This window comes from Algoriphagus faecimaris, from assembly GCF_900101705.1.
GTDB classification, from domain to species: domain Bacteria; phylum Bacteroidota; class Bacteroidia; order Cytophagales; family Cyclobacteriaceae; genus Algoriphagus; species Algoriphagus faecimaris.
Map to the genome: position 1 here is coordinate 1 of NZ_FNAC01000051.1, position 23,106 is coordinate 23,106.

Below are 23,106 nucleotides of genomic sequence, written 5' to 3' on the forward strand. Positions count from 1 at the left end.
ACAACTGTTGATACTGGACGACTTTGGATTACAGGCATTCGATTCGGTCACCAGAGAAATCGTCATGGATATCATAGACGACCGCTTCGGAGAATCATCAACGATAGTTTCCTCCCAGATACCCGTATCTGCATGGTATGACCTTATCGGAGAAGGCACTATAGCCGATGCAATATTGGACAGGCTGGTAAACTCATCCCATCGATTAGATCTGAAAGGAGAATCTTTAAGGAAAGGAATCTTGAAAAACGAATAAAAATTAACCTAATTTAAATGATCTTTCAAAGTGGCACGGTTTGACCGAAATGACTGGCATGGTCAGACCGAAATATCCAGCTGCGATGAAAACACTACGGATGCTTGCCTTGAAGAGCCACCTCAAGGTGGTGGTGGTGGTTTCAGTCCAGAAGACGACTCTAAAATATGTGGGACATATTCTTTTACCAGTATTGGTAATTCATTGACCACAGAAATACGTAATTTAGGCATGACTGCTATAAAAATGTCATTATTTCAAGGTGAGGTAATTCCTGTTGAGCTTGGTCCGATGTGCTTTAATTTCTCGGCTAACTTAGCTAGCTCTGTTTCAGCATCCACCATTATTAACGAGGCATTCAATAGTACTACCCTAGAAATTCAACAGGGTTTGAATAATGGAACAATAAATGCCGCTAATATTTATATTCAGTTCAAAAACAAGTTTGATCAAAAATTCAATACCCTTAAAAATTCCTTTGGATTGCCAGGAAATTCAGCAGGCTTTTCCTACGGCCCATGTTTTGGTCAGGTCACAATTAATACTGCAAATTACCTCTGTCTCTAATAGATCATGGAAATAGAAATGCTAAAAAAACTCAATGAAGAGTTCAAAAATCGATGGGGTCCTTTAACTGAAAAAAAAATTAACCTTCTAATTGAAGGAGCTGGAAATCCCAAATGGGAAAAAATATTGGAGTTTTTTCAAAATGATGGCTTATCGGATTATTCCTATATTCAATCTCCAAGCAATGCACTCTTTATACCAAAGGTAATTCCTAACAAGGAAACAGGTTTCTATCTTTACATTCATTTAGAAGCCCCAATATTTACCTGCTTTTTCAAGAAAATACATTTTGGGTTTTCCTCCAATAACACAAGGTACACAATCAGTTCAAGCTCAAGGGAGAGAAAATTCGATTTCACTCTTATCGAAGTGATCCAGCGTGTAAAAGAAACCTATTTAGGATACCACTATCTTCCCCACCATTTGCTATTTCAAAACAGGGTGGATTGGGGACTACCGATGGGAACTTATGAAAAAGAGGATGGATATTTCATTTTCGAATACTTTTTCGAAGTTTTTCATTTTACTGAAGGGGACGAAATGGTAATTCTAAAGTAAGTTATAGGCAAATATAAAAAGAGCCTGCCCATATCTTTTTACAGCCCCTCTGTAAGATTTGGCCTAGTATCTGCAAAAATTTGAGGCTCTAGAAAGAACCATTGAGACAGTCTCAATTCTTTATCAAGACTATTGTCCAGTTGTAAAATAAAACTCTATCTCAGAATAATTATCCATCACCATCTGAAGCCAAGCTTTTGACTCGGCCATAAAGACCCAGTTTCTTAATCACTGTAGAAATATCCTTTCCAGTTTAGTACCTTAACTCCATCACTTCGGGATTGAGATTGATCTCCACAATACAAAACCATCCCTTTTTTTTGTCCGCTGAGTTTCATCCAAAATTTCAGGTTTTTGAAGTAATCCGAATTAATGGTTTTTCCAGATTTGATTTCGACGGGAATCAAGTCCACACCTTCATCGATCAGCACATCAATCTCATGCCCGGTCTTATCCCTCCAGAAAAACAAATTGATTTCTTGCGCTTGATGCGTTCGCTGCTTGATTAATTCGGTCACGATTAGATTTTCAAAAAGTGCACCTCTCAGTGGGTGCGTTTTTAATTGGTCTTTACGCTCAATCCCCAGTAAAAAGCTCACCAAGCCAGTATCCAGAAAATAGAGCTTGGGACGTTTGACGATAATTTTATTGAAGTTTTGAAAATGGGGACGCAACAAGTAAATCAAAAAACTACTCTCTAGAATTCCAACCCATGATTGGATGGTTTTGCTATCTACGCCGACCTCATTTCCTAAGGATGATAGATTCAACTCTTGGCCCACTCGCCCAGCCAGAAGTCGGATAAATCTTTCGAAAACGATCAAGTCTGAAATATTTTTCACTTGACGAACATCTCGTTCAATATAGGTTCGTAAATAATTGGGATACCAAAGGTGAGTGGGAATTCCAGGCTGATAAATCGGTGGAAATCCACCATTTAACATCAAAGAGTCTTCATCCGGCACCTCCTCTTCCTTTGAATAAATTTCTGCTAATTGGAATGGGAGTAACTGCAAATAACCCACCCTTCCTGCCAAACTCTGGGTGATCGATTGCTGCAGAAGAAAGTTATTGGAACCGGTCAAGATAAATTGACCCGTAGTGGGCTTGTCATCAACTATCCCTTGGAGGTAGGAGAATAATTCAGGGGTTCGTTGTACTTCATCAAGAATAGCACCCTCTGGAAAATCTCCCAAAAAGCCACGAGGATCTTCTATTGCATATCTTCTCCGATCCGGGTCTTCTAATGAAATATAAGGCTTGTGAGGGAAAATCGAACGAACAAGTGTAGTCTTGCCGGATTGACGGGGGCCGACGACTGCAACCACCTTAAAATAAGAGGCCAGTTCCAGCAACTTTTCAGACGCTTTCCTATAAATCATGATTAAAAATATGGAAAAATTCGGAATCAGATTCCGAATTTTACCACTTTTCTATAAAAAGATACTTTACACTGATTTTCCGAAAGCAGCAGTCAATTAATCTGCCATCTCGCTTTCGGGAAATCAGGACAGCCACACTTAAAAAAATAAACCCTCCAGGTTTTCAAAACCTAGAGGGATATTTTTCTAAAACTCCGACGTAAAGTGGAATTCAATCTCAGGATAATTGTCCTGCACCATCTGAAGCCAGGCTTTGGATTCGGCCATAAAAACCAGCTTACCATCCTTGTCATGAGCGATGTGACGATTTTTGGAGCGGACAAATTCCTCCAGCTGCTTTTTGTCCTTGCTTGTAATCCAGCAGGCTTTGTATAGGTTCATCGGATGAAACTCCACCGTGGCGTTGTATTCGTTTTTCAATCGGAACTGAATCACCTCAAACTGAAGCTGACCCACCGTGCCGATCACCTTCCGTGACCCCATATCGAAGGTAAACAGCTGCGCCACCCCTTCTTCCATGAGTTGCTTCAAGCCTTTTTCCAGCTGCTTGGTTTTCATCGCGTCCTTATTGACCACTTCGCGGAAGATTTCAGGAGAGAAGCTCGGGATTCCTGTAAAAGTCAAATCCTCACCATCAGTGATCGTATCCCCGATCTTCAAATTACCCGTGTCATACAATCCTACAATATCTCCTGGGAAAGCCTCATCGATGATCTCCTTATCCTGAGCCATAAACTGGGTCACGTTGGAAAATCGTAATGGCTTGGGTCCACGGACGTGGTTGTAAGGTTTATTCCGCTCAAATTTTCCCGAGCAAATCCGCAAGAAAGCAATTCTATTTCGGTGATTGGGATCCATATTGGCGTGGATCTTAAAAACAAACCCCGAAAACTTGGATTCATCCGGAGTCACTTCACGGACGTCAGTTTGACGGCTTTTGGGAGCAGGAGCAATTTTGATAAAGGTGTCCAGCATTTCATTGACTCCAAAATTATTCACTGCCGACCCAAAAAATACAGGAGCTACTTTCCCCTCCAGATATTCCTTGGGATCAAAATCCGGATAGACTCCCTCGATCAGTTCCACATCTTCTCGAAGTTGATCGGCGGGATTCTTCCCAATTAAGTTATCCAGTTCCGCATCCTCCAGGTTCTCAAAAACCTGTCGGTCATCACTGAGCTTTCTCTGAGAAGGAGTAAATAAGTTCAGTTTTTTTTCGAACAAGTTATAGACTCCCTTGAAGCTTTTTCCCATTCCGATCGGCCAAGAAAGCGGACGAACCTGAATATTCAATTTGGCCTCCACTTCATCCAAAAGATCGTAAGGATCACGCCCTTCTCGATCAAGTTTATTGATAAAACAGATCACGGGGGTATTTCGCATACGACAGACCTCCATGAGCTTTTCGGTCTGTATCTCTACCCCTTTCACACAGTCGATGACCATGATCACGGAATCAACAGCAGTCAGTGTGCGGTACGTATCCTCGGCAAAGTCCTGGTGACCGGGCGTATCGAGCAGGTTGATTTTGATGTCTTTGTATTCGAAACCCATCACGGAAGTCGCCACGGAGATCCCCCGCTGCTTTTCGATCTCCATCCAGTCAGATTTGGTGGCCGTGTCAATTTTATTTGACTTGACGGCCCCGGCTGTATTGATCGCCCCGCCAAAAAGCAATAATTTCTCGGTCAAGGTAGTCTTTCCAGCATCCGGGTGGGCAATGATGGCAAACGTTCTTCGCTTTTTGATTTCGTCTTTCAAACTCATGGATAGTAAAATTCAGGGGGCAAAGGTAAGGAAAATGGATTTACGATTTTCGAAATAGGATTAAGGATATCCAACCACACCTCATACTTAGCTGCGAAGGTTCAATCTTAAGAATAAATCATTGATTCTCGATTTAATTTCGTAAACCCCTAATCTTTTAATATTCTAAAATCCCCTCGGTAACAAACTGCTCGGCTCCTTCGAGCGTACTGTGAAGGACGATTCTAAAAGTGGTGCCTTGCTCTAATTCGGAAGACCTAACAAAAATTCTACCTCCGTGGTAGCTTTCGATGATCCGCTTGGCTAAGGTTAGCCCCAGCCCCCAGCCTCGTTGCCTAGTGGAATACCCCGGGTTAAACACTCTTTTGAAATTCTTTTTCTCTATTCCCTTACCGGTATCTTTTATATCAACTAAAACAAACTTATCACTATCCTGAAGGATTTCGATGGTTATTTTTCCTTTTCCTTTCATGGCATCTACAGCATTTTTGCAGATATTTTCTATGACCCACTCGAAGAGCGGTTTATTGATCATCGCTTCCAAATCCTGTGCGTCAGTTTGTATCTGTAAGTCTACTTTGGTGGAGATTCTAGGGCGGAGGTAATTGATCGTCTCCTCAATACTTTTGTACAAGTTTTCAGCTTGAATGACCGGCTTACTGCCTATACTGCTAAATCGCTCTGTGACCATCCGCAGCTTCACCACATCCTTGTCCATTTCGGTGATAATTTCCTTGTTCTCCTCCCAGACGGGAGAATTACGTAGATAATCAATCCATGCCATCAGCGAAGCGATAGGAGTGCCTAGTTGATGAGCAGTTTCTTTGGTCAGCCCCGCCCATACTCGATTTTGCTCAGCTATTTTACTTTGATTAAAAAGGGTATAGGCCAAAACTCCAAATATCAAAATCACCCCCAACTGTATATAGGGGTAATATTTAAGATTAGTGAGGAGCTCTGAATTCCGATAAAATACCCGAATGTCTGCCTCGGAGAGTTTGATAGGCTCATATTCCGCTTTCATCTCCTCCAGCTCACTCAGCAGAGTTTTAGTAGAATCCTTGGCATCTGCATTTTTCTTGAAGGATATATTCCTGTATTCAAAAGGATCCCCCGATGCATCCACCATAATGATGGGAATGGAGTAATTCTGCTGAATGATTTCTTTATTGATAAAGGTCAAATTATCCGTGGTAGTGGAGGCGTACTCCAAGGCGCTAGACAATAGCTCAATCTGCCTTCTTTCTCTTTCGCGAAGCTCCTCCACTAGCCTATTGGTATACCATATCGAGCCTACTCCGATCACCAAAGACACGAATACTACAAGCCATTTCACTTGCTTTCGGTTTTGGTAAAAATCAATGGAGGTGAGGTCTTGAAATCGGTTTTTCATACTTTTGGAAAGAGCCTTGTTTAGCTAATTAAACTCTAAATCCCCATAGATAGTATATCTCGGAGATAGAAAATATCAGTTAGTTAATTCGACTAATTTTGAGTAAATTTAATCTATTAATTAAAAGACAAAAACAGAAAAAAGCATATGAAAACGAACGACATAGGATTAGAGGCAAAAGAGAGTAAGGTACTTGTAGAGAAATTGAATACTTTGCTTGCCAACTATCAAATTTATTATCAAAACTTAAGGAATTTTCATTGGAATGTCAGTGGTCCAAATTTCTTTGAACTACATGCGAAATTTGAGGAATTATACACTACTGCGAATGAAAGCGTAGATGAGGTAGCCGAACGGATTTTGACATTAGGAGGAAGACCTTTATCTTCTTATGGTGAATATATCGAAAACTCAAGCATTGTGGAAGCCAAAGAGGTGGCAGATTCCAAAAAAATGGTAGAAGCAGTCCGAGAAAACTTAAATACACTTTTAAATATAGAGCGAGAAGTCTTGGAGTCAGCTGCTGAGCAAGGGGATGAAGGTACGGTCACACTCATGAGTGACTACATCACTGCAAAGGAAAAAGTGGTTTGGATGTTATCTGCCTACTTGAGATAAAATAAGCCATAAAAAAGCAAAGCCGAGTTGATTGACTCGGCTTTTTTTAATTTTTCAATGGCTACTTTTTAGCCACTTCCAAAGTGTTTTATACGAAGGTTTGGTGCCATGCATCAAAATGCCAATTCGATAAATTCTACCCGCTAGCCATGTAGTACCCAAAAAGCCAATTATCAACAAAATCATCGACAAAGCTAATTCCCAAAACGGAACTCCGTAACTGATTCTCCCCATCATAGCTATAGGAGAAGTCAATGGCACTACCGATAACCAAAATGAGGTGGTACTATTCGGGTCTTGAAGCACAAAAACAAACAAGCCCATATAGGCCACGATCAAAGGAACAGTGACGGGAAGCATAAATTGCTGAGCATCTGAAGGGGCATCTACTGCCGACCCTATACCCGCAAACAATGCTCCATAAAGAAGATAGCCACCCAAGAAATAAAACACAAAAGTACTGACGATAGCTACAAAATCTATCCCATTAATGACTTGGAGGATTTCCCCCATCTCTGATTGAGGAATCTCAGCCCCAACTTCCATTTGAGCTAGCTCCATCGCTTGCTGCTGAGGCATCTGCATTCCCAAATAACCAGTCACCAGCGTCGTCAATGTCCCCACCAAAACAATCCAAATCAATAGCTGAGTCAATCCGACACCGGCAATACCGATTATTTTTCCAAGCATAAGCTGGAATGGCTTCAAAGAAGAAACCAAAATCTCAACAATTCTGCTGGACTTCTCTTCGATCACTCCTTGCATGATTTGGTTGCCATAGATGAAAATAAAGAGATAAATTAATATTCCTGCCAGAAATCCAATGGCATAATTCACGGTAGCATCCGAAACTTTCTCCCCTCCCTGCTGATCCAGTGTGATGGCCTTAATTGCCACATTTGTCCTGACCTCGGTGATGATTTTAGGGTCAATCCCCGCTTCAAAGAGTCGCTGCTCTTCTATTTTCTTTTTGAGACTTGACTCTAGGTAGGACACCAGACTCATATTAGGATTTTCATTACTGTAAAAAACGATACCTCCCGGTTCGGCAAGGTCCATTTCAGGGATTAATAGGTAGCCGTAGCGATCTCCATTTTTGACTAATTCTTTGGCTTCTTCAGGGCTTCTGTCGGAGAAAGAAAAGGCATACTGCTCCGAGCTTTCTAGAAAAAAGAGATTGGTTTCATCCACTACCTCTATGATACGAAGCGATTGGCTGCCTTTTTCTTCTAATGCAATCCATACAAAAATCCCCATGATCGCTGGAAAAATCAACGGGGTCAGTATAGTCGCCAAGAGGAATGACTTTTTCTTGACTCTTGAGAGGTATTCGCGCTGTATGACTAGCCAGATTTTATCCATGTTGCATTGATTTGACTTGATGGATGAAAATCTCCTCCATACTGGGCACCAATTCCCGGAAACTCACTACTTCACCATAGCCCATCAATTCCCCCAAGAGCTCATTGGGACTTTTGCCACTGAGAGATAAAGTAAAGGTCCAAATTCCCTCTTCCTCGGAAGAGGACCACTCTGCTGGAATTTCTTTTTTCAGCTGATTCAAGGCAATTTGATAGACCTCTGGTCGAAAACTATTTTTGACTTCACGAATGGTTCCGTCGAGGATTTTATAAGATCGATTGATCATCGCTACCTGATCGCAGAGAAGCTCAACTGACTCCATCCGATGCGTACTTAAAATCACCGTGGTCCCTTCTTTTTTCAACTGGAGAATTTCATCTTTAATGATTTCGGCATTTACCGGATCAAAACCTGAAAAAGGTTCATCTAAAATCAATAATGGCGGATTGTGAATGATCGTAGAGATAAACTGTACTTTTTGGGCCATTCCCTTGGACAGATCTTCTATTTTTTTCTCTCTCCAGTCCAGCATTTCCAATTTAGAAAGCCATGTATGAATCCGGCTTTTTGCCTCTTGATGACCCAGCCCCTTTAGGCGTGCAAAATACATCATCTGATCCCAGACTTTCATTTTTTTATACAAGCCACGCTCCTCTGGTAGATAACCGATTTGTGAGATATGTTTTGGGTGAAGTTTTTCACCATTAATTAAAATATCTCCTGAGTCAGCATCGATAATTTGATTGATGATGCGGATGAACGTAGACTTTCCTGCGCCATTTGGGCCGAGCAGACCAAAAATTATTCCTTTTGGTACCTCAAGATTGAGGTCAGTTAACGCCTTATTAGTACCGTATGATTTATTGAGATTCTTTGCTTTTAGCATCATAAAAAATTATTCTACAGACAGAGAACCGACTCCCACATCAATAATCAAATCGAGCAATCGAGGATCATTAATTTCATAACCCTTGGTCACATAGGTGTTTTTATCGATTGCCCTGAGGTATTTGGGAAAACTGGTTCTGCACATGGCGGTGGTTTTGGCTTTCAAAATTACTGGAAATGAATCAGGAGGCAACTTAAGCCTGATAGTGCCTGCACCGACCGCTGCAATCACTTCGGAACTGGAAGACATACCATCGCTAAAGTCCAAATCTATATTTCCGTAATTCACTTCAAGGATAATTTTTTTTGCATTGGTATAATTAGCATGATGCACTTTGACGGTACCCATATTTAACGTGACTAAAAGGGTATCCATTTGTACCTGATTAGGATTTTTGCTACTATAATCTATAGCCACATCAGCGCTTGCGCTTATCACTTTCAGCTGACTAATCGGTAGGTTAGCAAGATCAAAGTCAGACTTACCCATACCCAGATTGAAATCCAAATGATAAAGAAAGTTGGATACTAATCCCACATCCCAAGAATGTCCGAAATCAGCATTGCTTCCCGAGAATAATTTGGAAGTGATGCTTTTTCCCAAGTTTTCGGATTCTACATTCTTATGCTGAAGGCTTGCACTTAGGACATTATCAAGAATTTGATGAGAAAAAGAAGGCAGGATATTCACTTGCTCCAAGTGCCCATGAATTGAGATGGGCTCATTGGCGCGAATCCTTTTCAGATTAGTGACACTTTTGTAAGAAGAAAAATTAAGATGAACCAAGTCAAAACCCTGTTTTTCAGGAGTCTTATACTCTCGTACTAGTTGCGCTTCACTGACGCCAATCCCACATACAATCCCCAGGAAAAGCAAACCGAAATTTCTTAGCATACCGATAGGTTACGACTTGAGAGTTAAAAGGTTCTTTAAAAATATAAAAAAAGCCAGAATTGCTTCTGGCTTTTTTTGCTTAGAAAAATTCTTTCATCTTATCGAAAAAGGACTTTTCTGACTTACCGGGATCCGGCTTAAAATTTTCGGAATCTCTAAGATTTTCCAAGCTTTGCCTTTCTTCCTTTGAAAGGCTAGTTGGTGTCCAGATATTCACCATGATCAATTGATCTCCTTTCGAGTATCCGTTGATATCTTTGATGCCTTTCCCTTTGAGTCGAAGCATTTTACCACTTTGTGTTCCAGGCTCTATCTTTATTTTCACCTTGCCTTCTATGGTAGGTACTTCTACTGAAGCTCCTAGGGCCGCATCAATAAACGACACATAGAGATCATATATGACATTGTTACCATCTCTTTGAAAGGTCTTTTCTTCTACTTCTTCAATAACTATCAAAAGGTCTCCGGGAATACCTCCTGGTATTTCATTTCCTTTCCCTGACATGCTAAGCTGCATTCCTTCAGCTACACCTCCTGGAATATTGATAGAAATCACTTCTTCTTTAACAATCAACCCTCTCGAATCTGCTTCTGCTGGCTTCTTGTCAACTATTTGACCACTTCCTCCACAGACTCCGCAAGTGCTGGCCGAAACCATCTGCCCTAGCATGGTATTGACCACTTTTTTGATCTGACCACTACCTTGGCAAGTTGTACAGGATTTAAAAGTGACGCCAGGAGCCAAGATGTTTCTTTTGACTTTTATCTTTTTCTCTACTCCATTAGCAATTTCTTGGAGATTCAATTTCAGTTTGACCCTGAGGTTGGTTCCCTTTTTAGTTCGGCGACCACCTCCGCCACCGCCAAAGAAGGATCCAAAACCTCCGCCTCCGAAAATATCACCAAACTGGGAGAATATGTCTTCCATATTCATTCCGCCGCCATAGCCACCATTTCCGCCTAGCCCTTGATGGCCAAACTGGTCATAGCGCTGTCGCTTCTCCGAATTGCTAAGTACTTCATAAGCCTCTGCAGCTTCTTTGAATTTTTCCTCAGCCTCAGGATTGTCGGGGTTTTTATCCGGGTGGTATTGGATCGCCAGTTTGCGATAAGCTTTTTTAATCTCATCCGCAGATGCTGACTTACTGACACCCAATACTTCGTAATAATCTCTTTTTGCCATATTATGCTCCTGTCACGACTTTAGCGAAACGGACTACCTTATCTCCAAGTGTATATCCTTTTTCTACCACGTCTATTACCATTCCTTTCATTTCTTCACTGGGTGCGGGTATCTGAGTAATTGCCTCCTGTGTATCTGCGTCAAAAGGCTTTCCTACCAACTCGTCCATTGGCTTTAACCCTTTGTTCTCGAGGATTTTCAAAAGTTTTTGAAATACCAGACGGTTTCCTTCCAGCAGCTTGGCACTCTCAGACTCCTTTTCCCCTGCCTTAAATGCACGTTCGAAATCATCTACCACCGGAATCAAATCCCTCAGCACATCTTCAGATGCAGTTTTGATCAAATCCAGACGCTCTTTCGCATTTCGTTTACGAAAGTTTTCAAAATCAGAATAAAGCCTCAAGTATTTATCTTTGGCTTCTGCAACCTCTTGTTGTAGTTTTTCAATCACGCTTGATTCTTCATTTGACTCTTCGCTTGGTAAAGCTTCATTATTTTCATCTGAATTTTCCACTTCAGCAGTAGAGGATTGTACATCTCTCAAGTCTTCTGTTTCTTCTTTCTTGTTTTTCATATTCTTAACTACTATTCAATAGCTGGCTCTCCGTCTAGAAACAATATTGTTGCCACACTAAAAATACTGACAAACTGACACCTCAGTCTGCATGAATGGCCTGCCAAATCAAATCCTTTAATTTATCCAGATTATACTGACTAACCGAAGAGATAAAAATGGAAGGCAAGTCAGTAGGCAACTCTTGCCTCATCTCCTCCATTAATTCTGTATCCAGCATATCGGCCTTGGACATTGCCAAAATTCTCTTTTTATCCAAGAGCTCAGGATTGTACTTTTGAAGCTCCTCTACCAAAATTCGATATTGCTTTTTGATGTCAGGAGCATCGGCAGGAATAAGGAAAAGCAGGATCGAATTGCGCTCTATATGCCTTAGAAATCGAATTCCTAGCCCCTTGCCTTCAGCAGCGCCTTCTATGATACCCGGAATATCCGCCATCACAAAGGATTTGTCATCTCGATAACTTACTACTCCAAGGTTAGGAACTAAGGTGGTAAAAGGATAATCTCCTATCTCTGGTCTTGCCGCTGAAATGGATGATAATAGCGTGGACTTCCCTGCATTAGGAAAACCTACCAAGCCTACATCCGCCAAAAGCTTCAATTCCAAAATAATCCATTCTTCGATACCAGATTCACCAGGCTGCGAATAATGAGGTGCCTGATTAGTCGCTGTCTTAAAGTGATCATTTCCCAATCCGCCTCTTCCCCCACGAGTTAAAATCACCTCCTGCCCGTCATCGGTAATCTCAAAGCGGACTTCCCCAGTCTCTGCATCTTTAGCCACCGTACCTAGAGGAACTTCTAAAATCACATCCTTACCATCGGCACCCGTACGTCTTCCTCCTTCACCGGATTTTCCTGATTCGGCAATAACGTGCTTTTTATATTTCAGGTGAAGAAGCGTCCAAAGTTGAGAGCTCCCTCGCAAAACAATATGCCCTCCTCGCCCTCCGTCTCCTCCGTCCGGCCCGCCTTTGGGCACGTGCTTTTCCCTTCGGAAATGCAGAGAACCTGCTCCACCTGCTCCCGATCTGGAGCAAAATTTCACGTAATCGATAAAGTTAGAATCTGCCATATTTTTAAACTAAAAAGGCCAAGCAAAATAGCTCAGCCTAGTTTGAATGCAAAAATAATAAAATTTAAAGGATCAATAGCTATCGATCACCTGAGCTATGTCCTCAAATATTCCTTCAATAGATCCTACTCCATTGATTTTAGTAAACTTACCCTGCTTTTCATAGTATTCAGCTACGGGAAGGGTCTCATCCAAATACACCTTGATACGGGTATTTATTTTCCCCTCATCTTGGTCATCTACTCTTCCGGAAGTTTTTCCCCTTTCTTTGATTCTTTCTTTCAAGACATTTTCAGGGACATCAAGAGCTATCATTCCAGATATCTCCATCTCATGCTTTTCGAGCATAAAATCCAGGGCTTTCGCCTGAGCAGTGGTCCTCGGAAAACCATCAAAAATAAAACCCTTGGTGTCTTCGGTAGCTGCAATTTTTTCTTCTACCATACCAATCACCACCTCATCGGGAACAAGCCTACCCTCATTCATGTATTTTTTAGCAAGCTCGCCAAGCTGCGTTCCCTCACCTAAATGCTTACGGAATAAGTCTCCAGTAGACAAATGTGTGAGCCCGTATTTTGCTATTAACTTTTCACTTTGAGTGCCTTTGCCTGCACCCGGAGGGCCAAATAGGACGATATTATACATGTCTTTTATAATTATAAAATCTCAGACTAATTGATAAATGTCGGAGAGGTTTCTACCAATGCCATCATAATCTAAGCCGTAGCCGAGCACAAATTTATTCGGAATTTCAAAACCCACATAATGAAGTGGATAATTAAACCGAAAAGCTTCCGGTTTGAATAGCAATGTCGCTATGGAAATGCTCGCTGGATTTAAGCTTGAAAAATGATCTAAAAGAAAATTCATACTTAATCCTGAATCCACTATATCTTCGACTAAGATCACGTGTTTCCCGGAAAGATCTTCAGAAAGGCCGATCAGTTTTTTGACCGACTCAGTAGAATTCATGCCATCATATGAGGCAATTTTGACAAAACTCAAAGAAAGAGGAAGGTCAATCTGTCGACATAAATCTGACGCAAAAATAAAGGCTCCATTCAATATCCCTATCATTACTAGTTCACTGCCATTGAAATCAGTGGTTATCTTCAGCCCCAATTCTTTTACTCTCTCAATAATTTTTTGTTCCGGAATGAAAACTTCAAACTCACGGCCTTTTATAGTTTTAATCATGCTATAGGTTTTTTATCAAAAACGAGTGCATTTGGATCATTGCTTCCAAATCGACCAAGGCCACCTTTTCATTCGGGCTGTGCACATGCTCTTCTGGCGCTCCGATAAAACACCAGTCTATTGCATAGGGTGAAAACTGAACTTCTCGACCATCACTTCCACCATATTCTTCTACTTCCAATTGAAAAGGGATAGCACTCGATTCGGCTAATTTAATAATTCGATCTAGAAACCTTTTTCTCGGTATAAATTTATCTCTGATAGAAATAACCACCCCTTCTCCAGGTCTCACACCCTCTGTCACCCAGGTAATATCCGAAATCAGAGCCTGAGTAATAGGGCTGTTTTCTTGTATGAATTTTAGTAAAAAGGGAACACTTCCCCCTCCAGTTTCTTCATACGTAGAAAAAATCACCCAGCCATCCTCCAATTCTTCACAAACCTTCAAAGCGGAGTAAATCCCAAGTCGATTGTCTAGGTAGGCCGCTTGAATAAAGTCTCCTGTCATTCGTATATTTTGATTAAAAGCCAATCTAGTGCCCCGTTCAATTTTTCTAGGAAAATCATGAAAAAGGGAATCTTCATGAACTTTTAGCTTGCAAATTATATCACCTAGACCATCCCTACCTACCAACTCCGTATTAGGAATAATTTCTGGGCCTCCGATTGCAACTAATTGATTTTCATATCTTGACATAAAGCCAATAGTGTCTATGTGCGCAAAGAGAGCTGTTCGAGGATTACCAAATTTAAGAATAATACAATCATGAAAAGTCTCGCCCGAAAATACATCCGGCAAAACATTCCATTCATATTTCCGTTTGGAGATGTATTGCATCAAAAATTCACTAGTTTGATATTCTTGACCTGAAACCCCAAATTGCTGTAGTAAATCGAACAATAATTTCATTTTGGCATCAATTATGTAACTTAAAATTCGTTAATTGCTGGCAAATCAAGAATAAATTATTTAGTCAACTTGTCAAATAAATAAATTATCTAGATTTGCAGTAAATTAAAAGTTTATAAATTTGTAATTCACATCAATCAAACACTTAAAATTTGAACAAAAATTTTTTGTTATGAAAAAACTAATACTCTCTACACTTATGGCAGGAGCCTTAGCCATTGGCGCTAACGCTCAGGACTACGACAAATGGTCCCTAGAACTCAATGGAGGCTTCAATAAACCGATGGCTCCTTTGACTCCAGGCTACCTATCTCCCACCTTGAACCTTGGACATGTGGACTTTGGAGTCCGTTACATGTTCAATGAAAAATTCGGTGTAAAACTGGATTATGGATTTGGTTCGTTTAAAGAGGCTGGAGGAGATTCCCAAAGTCCCGCATTTGACACCAAGTACAATCGATTTAACTTACAAGGGGTTGCTAATTTAGGAAGAGTCCTAAATTTTGAATCCTTCAGTAGATCGTTTGGATTACTGCTTCATGGAGGAGCGGGTATTGGACTTGTCAATCCTGAATTGAACACATTTAATGATTTCGATGATAACGTTTACACGTTAATATTTGGAATTACACCTCAATTGAAGCTTTCTAAGAATATTGCTTTGGTTGGTGATATTTCTACCATCTTGAACGGTCGTCAGACTGTGGCTTTCGACGGTGCATCTGTCATTAGACCAAGTCAGACTAATGGATTTTATGGAGCTAATGGTACTTGGTGGACAGGTACATTAGGTCTTAACTTCTACCTAGGTTCATCTGAGGAACATGCTGATTGGTACATTGCTGCCGACAAGTACGCTACTAAAGAAGAGTTAGCTTCTCAGATCAATGGTATAAAAGATATGTTGAAGGATTCTGATGGAGATGGTGTTCCAGATTATTTGGATAAAGAACCAAACACTCCTGCAGGAGCAAGAGTAAATTCTTCTGGGTCAACTTTAGATTCTGATGGAGATGGTACTCCAGATCATATGGATGACTGTCCTTTCCTTCCTGGACCTGCATCTACAAACGGATGTCCTGTGGAAGAGGAAGTAGAGGAAGTAGACTATCTCCTGAAAGCTATCAATGACGGTTACGTTAATGTTTATTTTGCATTTGATAGTGCAAAGCCACTTGGATACTCTACTAGCGCTGCTAATTATGTCGCTAATTTCCTAAAAAGAAATCCTGGTGTAAACGTAGAAGTAAAAGGATTTGCTGATGAGCTTGGACCAGAAGATTATAACATCAAACTATCTGAAAGAAGAGCAAAATCAGTATATGATTTACTTGTAGCTGCTGGTGTAGACGCATCTAGATTGTCCTACAAAGGATACGGCGAAGATACAAGTGTCGACAAATCTTCTGCTGACGCAAGGCAAATGGCTAGAAGAGCTAGCTTCGAAGTAAAATAAATTCCGAGAAATATATTAAAACCTGTCTCCAACGAGACAGGTTTTTTTTTGCAAAAAAAATCAGGATAATCTATACCTTTGCCTCACACCCTTAAGATTACCCTATATGAAAAAGACAATGTTTGTACTGGCTTTCATAGTCAGTATAGGAACAAGCTACGCGCAGAAAGATTTTAACACATGGTCTTTGGAGGTCAATGGGGGCTTTAATAAACCCATGGGACCATTAACGCCCGGATACCTCTCTCCTACCTTGAATATTGGCCATATTGATTTCGGCGCTCGCTATATGTTCAACGAATACTTTGGATTAAAAGGAGATTTAGGATTCGGATCATTTAATGAGGCAAAAGATGTCAGCCCAACTTTCCGTACTAGATATGCAAGTGCAAGAATGAGGGGGATAATTAACTTTGGAAGGCTTCTAAATTTTGAGTCGTTTACAAATCGATTGAATCTTTTAGTAGGATTTGGAGGGGGTATAGGTGGTTTAAAGCAAGATTTAAGACCAATTGAAGATTATGATATTGATTTAGTCTATATTTTTTCCGCTAACGTTGATTTACTTTACAAGCTTTCTAATAAAATATCCTTATCGGGTTCTATTTCACCTAATCTCAATGGGAGACAGCGGTTTACTTTTGATGGAGCTTTTTTTAATCAACCAGGCCCAACCAATGGGCCAGAACTTCCTTATATTCATGCTACAGGTACTTGGTGGACAGGTACGCTAGGACTCAATTTTTATTTGGGAAAAAAAGAACAACATGCTGACTGGTATATTGCAGCGGAAAAATATGCTACTAAAGAAGAGCTTGCAAATCAAATCGGGGAAATTAAAAATATGCTCCTTGATTCTGATGGAGATGGAGTTCCTGATTACCTAGACAAAGAGCCCAATACTCCTTCTGGAGCAAGAGTCAATTCTTCAGGAACTATATTAGACTCTGATGGAGATGGAACTCCAGATCACTTGGATAACTGTCCCTTTATTCCGGGACCAAGTACAACAAATGGATGTCCTGTAGAAGAAATACAAGATCAAGTCGATTATTTCGAAAAAGCTATCAACGACCAATACCTAAACGTCTTTTTCGCATTTGATTCTTCTAAGCCACTTGCTTTTTCAATTTCTTCCATTCACTTTGTCTCCAATTTCTTGAAAAAGAATCCAAATATAAACTTGGAGGTAATGGGATTTGCAGATGAACTTGGCTCAGAAAACTACAACATTACACTATCTGAAAAAAGAGCTAAAGCAGTATATGATGCCTTAATTCAGGCTGGGATATCCGCTGCTCGATTAAGTTTCAAAGGATATGGTGAAGATACAAGCGTCGATAAATCTTCAGCTGATGCAAGACAACTGGCACGAAGGGTAAGCTTTGAAATTAAGTAAGAGAAGGAAATGCTTTAAATTCAAACCCGGCCTTAATTTCAGCCGGGATTTTTCTTGTAAATTAGCACCATGCTTATTCTGAATTCTAAACCTTCAATTGCTAATAAATTCATCGCAGAAATGCGTGACCCCGCAATTCAAAAAGACCGATTTCGATTCCGCAAGAATTTAGAAAGGCTTGGAGAAATTCTTGCATACGAGATCTCAAAAACTCTTAAATATCAGCAAACAGAGACTTCCACCCCCCTAGGAAAAGCTTCAATTGAGCTTCCTGTAGATGAGTTGGTTTTATTTTCAGTCTTACGTGCCTCCTTGCCTTTCTACCAAGGATTTTTAAACTTTTTCGATCAGGCTGAAAGTGGATTTATCGGGGCTTACAGAGAAGAAAATAAAAATCAGCAAGAAATTCATATCAATTTGGGGTATGTAGCAAGTCCTTCCATAGAGAACAAAGTCATTATACTCGCTGACCCAATGTTGGCAACGGGGAGATCATTTATTAAATCTATCCAAAGTATTAGTCAGCATGGCAAGCCCAAATGCATTCATATAGCTGCAGCTGTGGCAGCGCCAGAAGGAATTGCCTATATCAAAGAAAACATGAAACTCCCCCACAAAATCTGGATAGGAGCTTTAGATGAAAAATTAAATAGTTCATCTTACATTATACCGGGACTTGGAGATGCCGGTGATTTAGCATTCGGACCTAAATTATAGGAAATGGAAGCATATTTACTTTTGGCTTTAGGACTAGTCATTTTATTAGTCGGAGGAAAAATCTTGGTGGATGGAGCTTCTGCAATTGCTGTTAAGTTGGGGATGAGCGCAGGATTAATTGGATTAACAATAGTAGCGTTTGGCACTTCGGCTCCAGAATTAATTGTAAGCGTAAATGCTGCCCTCAAGGGCAATAGTGACATATCTATTGGCAACGTATTGGGCTCAAATATAGCCAACCTAGGATTGGTCCTCGGAATAAGTGGTTTATTTTATCCTATTCTGATTAAAAAAAGTCATATTAAATTTGACTATACAGTGACTTTAATAGTCTCACTTTTGTTTTTTGGACTGAGTTACAATGGATATATAGGCTTTTGGGAGGGATTTTTATTAGTCAGTTTTTTTGTCCTCTTTAATGTCTACTTATTCAAAGGTGAAAATGGCAACTCTCTTGAGTTTATCGAAGGAGTGGAGGAGGTCGAGCATGTTAAAGGCTACAATTGGTTAGTTTCTGTCGTGCTTTTTTTGGGGGGAATAATTGGATTGTATTTAGGGTCGGAACTACTCGTCGGCAATGCAGTTAAAATATCTAGGGAGTTTGGCGTTTCTGAAAGAGTCATAGGAGTCACCATTATCGCAATAGGAACTAGTTTACCAGAATTGATCACCTCCATAATGGCAGCCCTTTCCAAGCGAACAGATCTTGCTATGGGTAATATTCTTGGAAGCAATATCATGAATATACTATCCATCATTGGAATCACTGCATTGATTCATCCAATTAATGTATCACAGGAATTTATCCAATCAGACTTCCTTTGGATGCTTGGTATTACGCTTCTTTTGTTACCATTAATGAAAACAAAGCTAAAGATCTCTAAGCTTGAGGGGAGCATCCTACTGTTATCCTATTTAGCCTATCTCTACTTTCTCTTATGAATGAGTCGCTAATTACCCTTTTTGGAATTTACTTTCTAACTTTTTTCAAATTTGTTGCTGGCCCAGTTTTAGGTCATGCAGCAGGCTTTGCTACCTGGATAGTGATTCTGACCACTGTCTTAGGGATGATGACAAGTGTGGTGATTTTTGCTACACTTGGAACAAAAATCAAAACATTGATAGCTCTAAAATCAGCAAAAAAAAAATCAACTTTCACTAAAAAAAATCGAACCATTGTTAAAGTTTGGAAAAGATATGGGATTGTAGGAATTGCTTTTCTTACTCCATTACTTTTAACCCCTATAGGAGGAACATTGATTTTAGTTTCTTTTGGAACAAAAAAACGTAAAATTTATTTCCATATGCTTTGGAGTGCTATTTTTTGGGCCATTATATTTGGGTTAAGCATTGAGAAAATTATCAGCATTCCTTTTTTCAAAACACTACTCAGCTGAGTCGTCATCAGGTAAAATTTCAATATCCCGGATGAGGACTTTCTCAGAAATAGCTTGACCTGTCAATGTTGCCGCTAATCCTCCAAGAGCTGTTTCTTTATATCTACTTTCCATGGAAGCACCTATTTCTCCCATTGCTTCTATACATTCATCCACAGGAATCACTGAATTGACTTGTGCTAAAGCTATTTGAGCTGAGCTAAAAGCAATACTTGCTGCACTTGCATTCCTTACGACACAGGGAACCTCCACTAAGCCCGCTACAGGATCACATACTAGTCCAAGCATACATTGTATGGTAATTGCGACCGCATTGAATACTTGATCGATCGTCCCTCCCAAACAGTAGACCACTGCTCCAGCTGCCATAGCCGCAGCGGAGCCAGTTTCAGCTTGACAACCTCCTACTGCGCCGGCCAAACTTGCCTTTTGCTCAATGATCAAAGCTATTCCTGCTCCAACTAATAAGCCTCCTACTATTTCCTTATCACTTAAATGATGAATTTCCTGAAGAGTCACCATTGTGCCGGGAAGTATGCCTGAAGCTCCAGCCGTGGGTGCTGCTACCACTCTTCCCATACAAGAATTTACTTCTTTAGCTGCCAGCGCTCTTGAAATTAACTTTTGAAAATCAATAGAAAGTACAGCTACAGGATGATTGAAAACCTTTTTTGCCCCATTATCAATCATTCCAGATCTTGACTTCATTTCTTGGGTCAGTCCTGTCTCCACAGCATCCTTCATCACTTGATAGGCACTGAGCATTCCCGTTTCAATAGAAGCTGGTGTAGCTCCTTTCTGGGCACATTCGTATTCTATGACAGACTCGGAAAGATTTATGGAATGCTCTTCACAATAAATCTTCCAATCTTTAAAATTTTGGAATAAGAAACACATGCTATTTGGGTTTATTTATTCGTAAAAATACCAATATTCAAAGAGGCAAATGAGAAAAGTAAAAAATCTTTTAGCTGTTCAAGCCTATTTAGAAATCAGAGAAAGCAACTTTTTTACTTCATTCTAAACTCTTACTTTTAGAAGAGAGTTTAAATGAATAACGAAACTCAAGTTCAGCAATTATGACCAGAAATAAGTGGAGGATTTTAACCTTGCCCTTAGTTTTTTTCTTTGTCAGCACTGCCTTTGGTCAAAGAGAGGATGCAGGGAATTACGACTACGATAGAGAAATGCTCTTTGGGTTAAATAAAAACACCAATGGAGGACTTATTGGAGGTCTTTTCTTCAAATTAGGGACCCGAATAGACGATTCACAATTTAGCTTCTTTTCCGTAGAGCTAGCCAATGTCAAAAACCCAAAGGAGGTTAGATATAACACGGTTTTAGGAAATAGCTATGTTTTTGGGAAATCGAATTATCTGTATACAATTCGTCCGCAGTATGGAAGGGAAATAATACTCTTCAAAAAAGCACCAAATCAAGGAGTCCAAGTATCAGCCTTAGCAGGTGTAGGGCCATCTATTGGTTTAATAGCCCCCTATTATATCGAATATGCTGTAAATAGGCTTGAAACTGTCCGCGAGCCATACAACCCTGAAGTCCATCAAAGCCGACTAAATATTCTAGGTACAGGGAGATTATTCGAAGGGTTGGGTGAATCAGAATTAGCCATAGGTGCTAATTTTAAAGCAGCCTTAAATTTTGAATTTGGAGTATTTAGAAGTAATGTGACAGGGGTGGAACTTGGCTACCAATTAGAGGGTTTCACCAAAGAAATACCCTTAATAGTAACCACTGAAAATAGGCAAGTCTTCCAGTCTGCTTATTTTACATTTTACTATGGTTTTAGAAAATAAGGAAAGTTGGGTAAGAAATTGATCTAACTTAACTTTACTGCAAATACAATACGATATGATCGAATTACCAGTAATATCAGAGGAAAGCACTAGACGGAAAAAACCAAATTGGCTTCGAGTAAAACTTCCTGTGGGAAAAGAGTATGCAAAAGTCCGGAGACTAGTCGACCAGCATAAATTACACACCATATGCGAAAGTGGTAATTGCCCCAATATGGGTGAATGCTGGGGTGCGGGTACGGCTACGTTCATGATTTTGGGAAATGTTTGTACCAGATCCTGCTCGTTTTGCGCTGTTGCAACTGGACGACCACCTGAATATGATGAGGACGAGCCAAGAAGGGTTGCAGAGGCCATCAAACTAATGGGCGTAAAACATGCTGTTTTAACTTCTGTTAATAGAGATGAGCTAAAAGATAGAGGAGCAGAAATTTGGTATCAGACAGTAGTCAAAACGAAAGAATATTCGCCAGAAACCACCATAGAAACTCTAATACCCGATGTAAAGTCAAATTGGGATGCGCTTTATAGAATGATCAGTGGCGGCCAAGAGGTAGTTTCGCATAATATGGAAACAGTCGAAAGTTTATATAGAAGAGTGAGGCCTCAGGCTAAATATCAAAGGTCATTAGAACAAATTAAGCTTACAAAAGAGTTTGGTAAAAGAACAAAAACCGGTATTATGCTGGGTTTAGGAGAAAAACAAGATGAGATCTACAAAGCAATGGATGATCTTGTCGATCATGGATGTGATATTCTCACATTAGGCCAATATTTACAGCCGACAAAAATGCATATTGAGGTTGCTGAATTTATCCATCCAGACACATTTGACCACTACAGAGAAGAAGGCTTAAAAAGAGGCCTAAAATATGTAGAATCTGGTCCTCTAGTACGATCTTCTTATCATGCAGAAAGACATGTAAATGTTTAAATCATACACAATACAAAAAAAGGCTCTAAATATATAGAGCCTTTTTTTTAATTTTAATTCAAAACGTTAGTTTTTCAAGATAAATCGCAGCTGATTTGGAGATCTACTTAAAGGTCTCGATTTTTATTTTAAAAGAATAGATTGAAATTTTAACTTTCCCTAGCTATTAAGACTGATCCCTAAGATCCAATCCCAAAACAAACGGACTACTCACGGATATTTTCTTAGGTAGATAAAAATAAATCACAAAACGCCATAAAAGCACAAAAGCCCTCCCTGTTACCGAAAGGCTTCTTGAATAATGCAGGCGCGATTCCGATACTCGGGAGAGGCTCTCCTCTCCCGGGTATACCCCTTCGATATTTGGGGTATAAAACACAAAAGCCCGCAGGTATGAGCTGCGGGCTTTGAATAATGTGGCGGCGACCTACTCTTCCGGGTGTAACCCCAGTACCATCGGCGCTGCAGGGCTTAACTTCTCTGTTCGGGATGGGAAGAGGTGGGACCCCTGCGCTAGGCCGCCTAAATCTTGATGTCCGATGAACAGGCTCCGATACCGGAGGGTCCATTCGTCCATTTAATATTTTAAGTTGTTGAGTCTTCGGTCTTCCGACTTCAGACTCTTTTAACATATCTTGTAGAAACTGTAACAGCCGTACGGTAAGCTTTCGGGCAATTAGTACTGCTCAGCTATGACATTACTGCCTTTACACCTGCAGCCTATCAACCTCATCGTCTCTGAGGGCCCTGTTTGGAAGTCT

General features: G+C 40.3%; 24 protein-coding genes and 2 rRNA genes. 11 read left to right on the forward strand and 15 right to left on the reverse strand.

From position 1 onward, the window contains the following. The 3 genes from BLQ57_RS18730 to BLQ57_RS18740 all read left to right on the forward strand — a co-directional run. The coding region (locus BLQ57_RS18730; RefSeq protein ID WP_175444680.1) for an ATP-binding protein at positions 1-256 on the forward strand (256 nt) is incomplete at its 5' end. 30 nt (positions 257-286) lie between these two features. After that, positions 287-823, forward strand: coding sequence for a hypothetical protein (locus BLQ57_RS18735; protein ID WP_087937829.1), 537 nt, complete (start codon positions 287-289; stop codon positions 821-823). Positions 824-829: 6 nt separating this feature from the next. Next, positions 830-1,381 carry a hypothetical protein gene (locus tag BLQ57_RS18740; RefSeq protein WP_087937828.1) on the forward strand — a complete coding sequence of 184 codons (552 nt, stop codon included), beginning with the start codon at positions 830-832 and terminating at the stop codon, positions 1,379-1,381. Between the two features lie 224 nt (positions 1,382-1,605). Here the strand turns inward: BLQ57_RS18740 and BLQ57_RS18745 are convergent, their stop codons facing one another. The 3 genes from BLQ57_RS18745 to BLQ57_RS18755 form a co-directional block, all read right to left on the reverse strand. Continuing rightward, on the reverse strand, positions 1,606-2,763 hold the full coding sequence (locus BLQ57_RS18745) for an ATP-binding protein (RefSeq protein WP_087937827.1): 1,158 nt from the start codon (positions 2,761-2,763) through the stop codon (positions 1,606-1,608). A 186-nt stretch (positions 2,764-2,949) separates the two neighbouring features. After that, positions 2,950-4,530: a peptide chain release factor 3 gene (locus tag BLQ57_RS18750; RefSeq protein ID WP_087937826.1), complete on the reverse strand. Its 1,581-nt coding sequence runs from the start codon at positions 4,528-4,530 to the stop codon at positions 2,950-2,952. A gap of 157 nt (positions 4,531-4,687) precedes the next feature. Beyond that, on the reverse strand, positions 4,688-5,923 hold the full coding sequence (locus BLQ57_RS18755; protein WP_087937825.1) for a sensor histidine kinase: 1,236 nt from the start codon (positions 5,921-5,923) through the stop codon (positions 4,688-4,690). A 147-nt stretch (positions 5,924-6,070) separates the two neighbouring features. Between BLQ57_RS18755 and BLQ57_RS18760 the strand changes: the two genes are divergently transcribed. Next, positions 6,071-6,541, forward strand: coding sequence for a Dps family protein (locus tag BLQ57_RS18760; RefSeq protein WP_087937824.1), 471 nt, complete (start codon positions 6,071-6,073; stop codon positions 6,539-6,541). Between the two features lie 54 nt (positions 6,542-6,595). On the opposite strand, the gene BLQ57_RS18765 is transcribed toward BLQ57_RS18760, so the two are convergent. From BLQ57_RS18765 to BLQ57_RS18805, 9 genes are all read right to left on the reverse strand, one after another. After that, positions 6,596-7,903, reverse strand: a complete 1,308-nt coding sequence (locus BLQ57_RS18765; RefSeq protein WP_087937823.1) for an ABC transporter permease — start codon at positions 7,901-7,903, stop codon at positions 6,596-6,598. Further along, a complete protein-coding gene (locus tag BLQ57_RS18770) occupies positions 7,896-8,789 on the reverse strand; it encodes an ABC transporter ATP-binding protein (RefSeq protein ID WP_087937822.1) in 894 nt (297 codons plus the stop codon). Before BLQ57_RS18770 ends, BLQ57_RS18765 begins: the two co-directional genes overlap by 8 nt. Positions 8,790-8,798: 9 nt before the next feature. Further along, positions 8,799-9,686, reverse strand: a complete 888-nt coding sequence (locus tag BLQ57_RS18775; protein WP_087937821.1) for a hypothetical protein — start codon at positions 9,684-9,686, stop codon at positions 8,799-8,801. A gap of 79 nt (positions 9,687-9,765) precedes the next feature. Beyond that, entirely contained in the window at positions 9,766-10,869 is a 1,104-nt protein-coding gene (gene dnaJ / locus BLQ57_RS18780) for a molecular chaperone DnaJ (protein WP_087937820.1), read from the reverse strand. A gap of 1 nt (position 10,870) precedes the next feature. Continuing rightward, positions 10,871-11,443, reverse strand: coding sequence for a nucleotide exchange factor GrpE (locus tag BLQ57_RS18785; protein ID WP_087937819.1), 573 nt, complete (start codon positions 11,441-11,443; stop codon positions 10,871-10,873). Between the two features lie 82 nt (positions 11,444-11,525). Beyond that, positions 11,526-12,521: a GTPase ObgE gene (gene obgE / locus BLQ57_RS18790; RefSeq protein ID WP_087937818.1), complete on the reverse strand. Its 996-nt coding sequence runs from the start codon at positions 12,519-12,521 to the stop codon at positions 11,526-11,528. 72 nt (positions 12,522-12,593) lie between these two features. Next, positions 12,594-13,166 carry an adenylate kinase gene (locus BLQ57_RS18795; protein ID WP_087937817.1) on the reverse strand — a complete coding sequence of 191 codons (573 nt, stop codon included), beginning with the start codon at positions 13,164-13,166 and terminating at the stop codon, positions 12,594-12,596. 21 nt (positions 13,167-13,187) lie between these two features. Continuing rightward, positions 13,188-13,718: a hypoxanthine phosphoribosyltransferase gene (gene hpt, locus BLQ57_RS18800; RefSeq protein WP_087937816.1), complete on the reverse strand. Its 531-nt coding sequence runs from the start codon at positions 13,716-13,718 to the stop codon at positions 13,188-13,190. Between the two features lies 1 nt (position 13,719). Beyond that, positions 13,720-14,628, reverse strand: coding sequence for an aminopeptidase (locus BLQ57_RS18805; RefSeq protein ID WP_087937815.1), 909 nt, complete (start codon positions 14,626-14,628; stop codon positions 13,720-13,722). Positions 14,629-14,800: 172 nt separating this feature from the next. On the opposite strand from BLQ57_RS18805, the gene BLQ57_RS18810 reads away from it, so the two are divergent. From BLQ57_RS18810 to BLQ57_RS18830, 5 genes are all read left to right on the forward strand, one after another. Beyond that, on the forward strand, positions 14,801-16,084 hold the full coding sequence (locus tag BLQ57_RS18810; protein WP_087937814.1) for an OmpA family protein: 1,284 nt from the start codon (positions 14,801-14,803) through the stop codon (positions 16,082-16,084). A gap of 106 nt (positions 16,085-16,190) precedes the next feature. Further along, positions 16,191-17,483, forward strand: coding sequence for an OmpA family protein (locus BLQ57_RS18815; RefSeq protein ID WP_087937813.1), 1,293 nt, complete (start codon positions 16,191-16,193; stop codon positions 17,481-17,483). Positions 17,484-17,552: 69 nt separating this feature from the next. Further along, the gene (upp, locus tag BLQ57_RS18820) at positions 17,553-18,200 is read left to right on the forward strand and encodes a uracil phosphoribosyltransferase (protein WP_087937812.1); all 648 of its coding nucleotides are present in this window, start codon (positions 17,553-17,555) and stop codon (positions 18,198-18,200) included. A gap of 3 nt (positions 18,201-18,203) precedes the next feature. After that, the gene (locus BLQ57_RS18825; protein WP_087937811.1) at positions 18,204-19,142 is read left to right on the forward strand and encodes a calcium/sodium antiporter; all 939 of its coding nucleotides are present in this window, start codon (positions 18,204-18,206) and stop codon (positions 19,140-19,142) included. After that, a complete protein-coding gene (locus BLQ57_RS18830) occupies positions 19,139-19,597 on the forward strand; it encodes a hypothetical protein (protein WP_087937810.1) in 459 nt (152 codons plus the stop codon). Before BLQ57_RS18825 ends, BLQ57_RS18830 begins: the two co-directional genes overlap by 4 nt. On the opposite strand, the gene sdaAA is transcribed toward BLQ57_RS18830, so the two are convergent. Next, positions 19,586-20,494 carry an L-serine ammonia-lyase, iron-sulfur-dependent, subunit alpha gene (sdaAA, locus tag BLQ57_RS18835; RefSeq protein WP_087937809.1) on the reverse strand — a complete coding sequence of 303 codons (909 nt, stop codon included), beginning with the start codon at positions 20,492-20,494 and terminating at the stop codon, positions 19,586-19,588. The genes BLQ57_RS18830 and sdaAA overlap by 12 nt on opposite strands. A gap of 182 nt (positions 20,495-20,676) precedes the next feature. Between sdaAA and BLQ57_RS18840 the strand changes: the two genes are divergently transcribed. Beyond that, a complete protein-coding gene (locus BLQ57_RS18840; RefSeq protein WP_092824178.1) occupies positions 20,677-21,411 on the forward strand; it encodes a hypothetical protein in 735 nt (244 codons plus the stop codon). A 55-nt stretch (positions 21,412-21,466) separates the two neighbouring features. After that, the gene (lipA, locus tag BLQ57_RS18845) at positions 21,467-22,345 is read left to right on the forward strand and encodes a lipoyl synthase (RefSeq protein WP_087937808.1); all 879 of its coding nucleotides are present in this window, start codon (positions 21,467-21,469) and stop codon (positions 22,343-22,345) included. 414 nt (positions 22,346-22,759) lie between these two features. Here lipA and rrf read toward each other — a convergent pair. Beyond that, positions 22,760-22,871, reverse strand: a 5S ribosomal RNA gene (gene rrf, locus BLQ57_RS18850). Between the two features lie 130 nt (positions 22,872-23,001). Beyond that, positions 23,002-23,106, reverse strand: a 23S ribosomal RNA gene (locus BLQ57_RS18855); the annotation flags it as partial.

Excerpts from the sequence above, each read along its gene's own strand:
- BLQ57_RS18840 (WP_092824178.1), top strand. The coding sequence starts at position 20,677 with ATGACCAGAAATAAGTGGAGGATTTTAACCTTGCCCTTAGTTTTTTTC.
- BLQ57_RS18815 (WP_087937813.1), top strand. The coding sequence starts at position 16,191 with ATGAAAAAGACAATGTTTGTACTGGCTTTCATAGTCAGTATAGGAACA.
- BLQ57_RS18765 (WP_087937823.1), bottom strand. The coding sequence starts at position 7,903 with ATGGATAAAATCTGGCTAGTCATACAGCGCGAATACCTCTCAAGAGTC.
- hpt (WP_087937816.1), bottom strand. The coding sequence starts at position 13,718 with ATGATTAAAACTATAAAAGGCCGTGAGTTTGAAGTTTTCATTCCGGAA.
- BLQ57_RS18745 (WP_087937827.1), bottom strand. The coding sequence starts at position 2,763 with ATGATTTATAGGAAAGCGTCTGAAAAGTTGCTGGAACTGGCCTCTTAT.
- BLQ57_RS18805 (WP_087937815.1), bottom strand. The coding sequence starts at position 14,628 with ATGAAATTATTGTTCGATTTACTACAGCAATTTGGGGTTTCAGGTCAA.
- BLQ57_RS18755 (WP_087937825.1), bottom strand. The coding sequence starts at position 5,923 with ATGAAAAACCGATTTCAAGACCTCACCTCCATTGATTTTTACCAAAAC.
- BLQ57_RS18825 (WP_087937811.1), top strand. The coding sequence starts at position 18,204 with ATGGAAGCATATTTACTTTTGGCTTTAGGACTAGTCATTTTATTAGTC.
- BLQ57_RS18740 (WP_087937828.1), top strand. The coding sequence starts at position 830 with ATGGAAATAGAAATGCTAAAAAAACTCAATGAAGAGTTCAAAAATCGA.
- obgE (WP_087937818.1), bottom strand. The coding sequence starts at position 12,521 with ATGGCAGATTCTAACTTTATCGATTACGTGAAATTTTGCTCCAGATCG.
- BLQ57_RS18785 (WP_087937819.1), bottom strand. The coding sequence starts at position 11,443 with ATGAAAAACAAGAAAGAAGAAACAGAAGACTTGAGAGATGTACAATCC.
- lipA (WP_087937808.1), top strand. The coding sequence starts at position 21,467 with ATGATCGAATTACCAGTAATATCAGAGGAAAGCACTAGACGGAAAAAA.
- BLQ57_RS18810 (WP_087937814.1), top strand. The coding sequence starts at position 14,801 with ATGAAAAAACTAATACTCTCTACACTTATGGCAGGAGCCTTAGCCATT.
- dnaJ (WP_087937820.1), bottom strand. The coding sequence starts at position 10,869 with ATGGCAAAAAGAGATTATTACGAAGTATTGGGTGTCAGTAAGTCAGCA.
- BLQ57_RS18760 (WP_087937824.1), top strand. The coding sequence starts at position 6,071 with ATGAAAACGAACGACATAGGATTAGAGGCAAAAGAGAGTAAGGTACTT.
- BLQ57_RS18795 (WP_087937817.1), bottom strand. The coding sequence starts at position 13,166 with ATGTATAATATCGTCCTATTTGGCCCTCCGGGTGCAGGCAAAGGCACT.
- BLQ57_RS18775 (WP_087937821.1), bottom strand. The coding sequence starts at position 9,686 with ATGCTAAGAAATTTCGGTTTGCTTTTCCTGGGGATTGTATGTGGGATT.
- BLQ57_RS18830 (WP_087937810.1), top strand. The coding sequence starts at position 19,139 with ATGAATGAGTCGCTAATTACCCTTTTTGGAATTTACTTTCTAACTTTT.
- BLQ57_RS18770 (WP_087937822.1), bottom strand. The coding sequence starts at position 8,789 with ATGCTAAAAGCAAAGAATCTCAATAAATCATACGGTACTAATAAGGCG.
- BLQ57_RS18750 (WP_087937826.1), bottom strand. The coding sequence starts at position 4,530 with ATGAGTTTGAAAGACGAAATCAAAAAGCGAAGAACGTTTGCCATCATT.
- upp (WP_087937812.1), top strand. The coding sequence starts at position 17,553 with ATGCTTATTCTGAATTCTAAACCTTCAATTGCTAATAAATTCATCGCA.
- sdaAA (WP_087937809.1), bottom strand. The coding sequence starts at position 20,494 with ATGTGTTTCTTATTCCAAAATTTTAAAGATTGGAAGATTTATTGTGAA.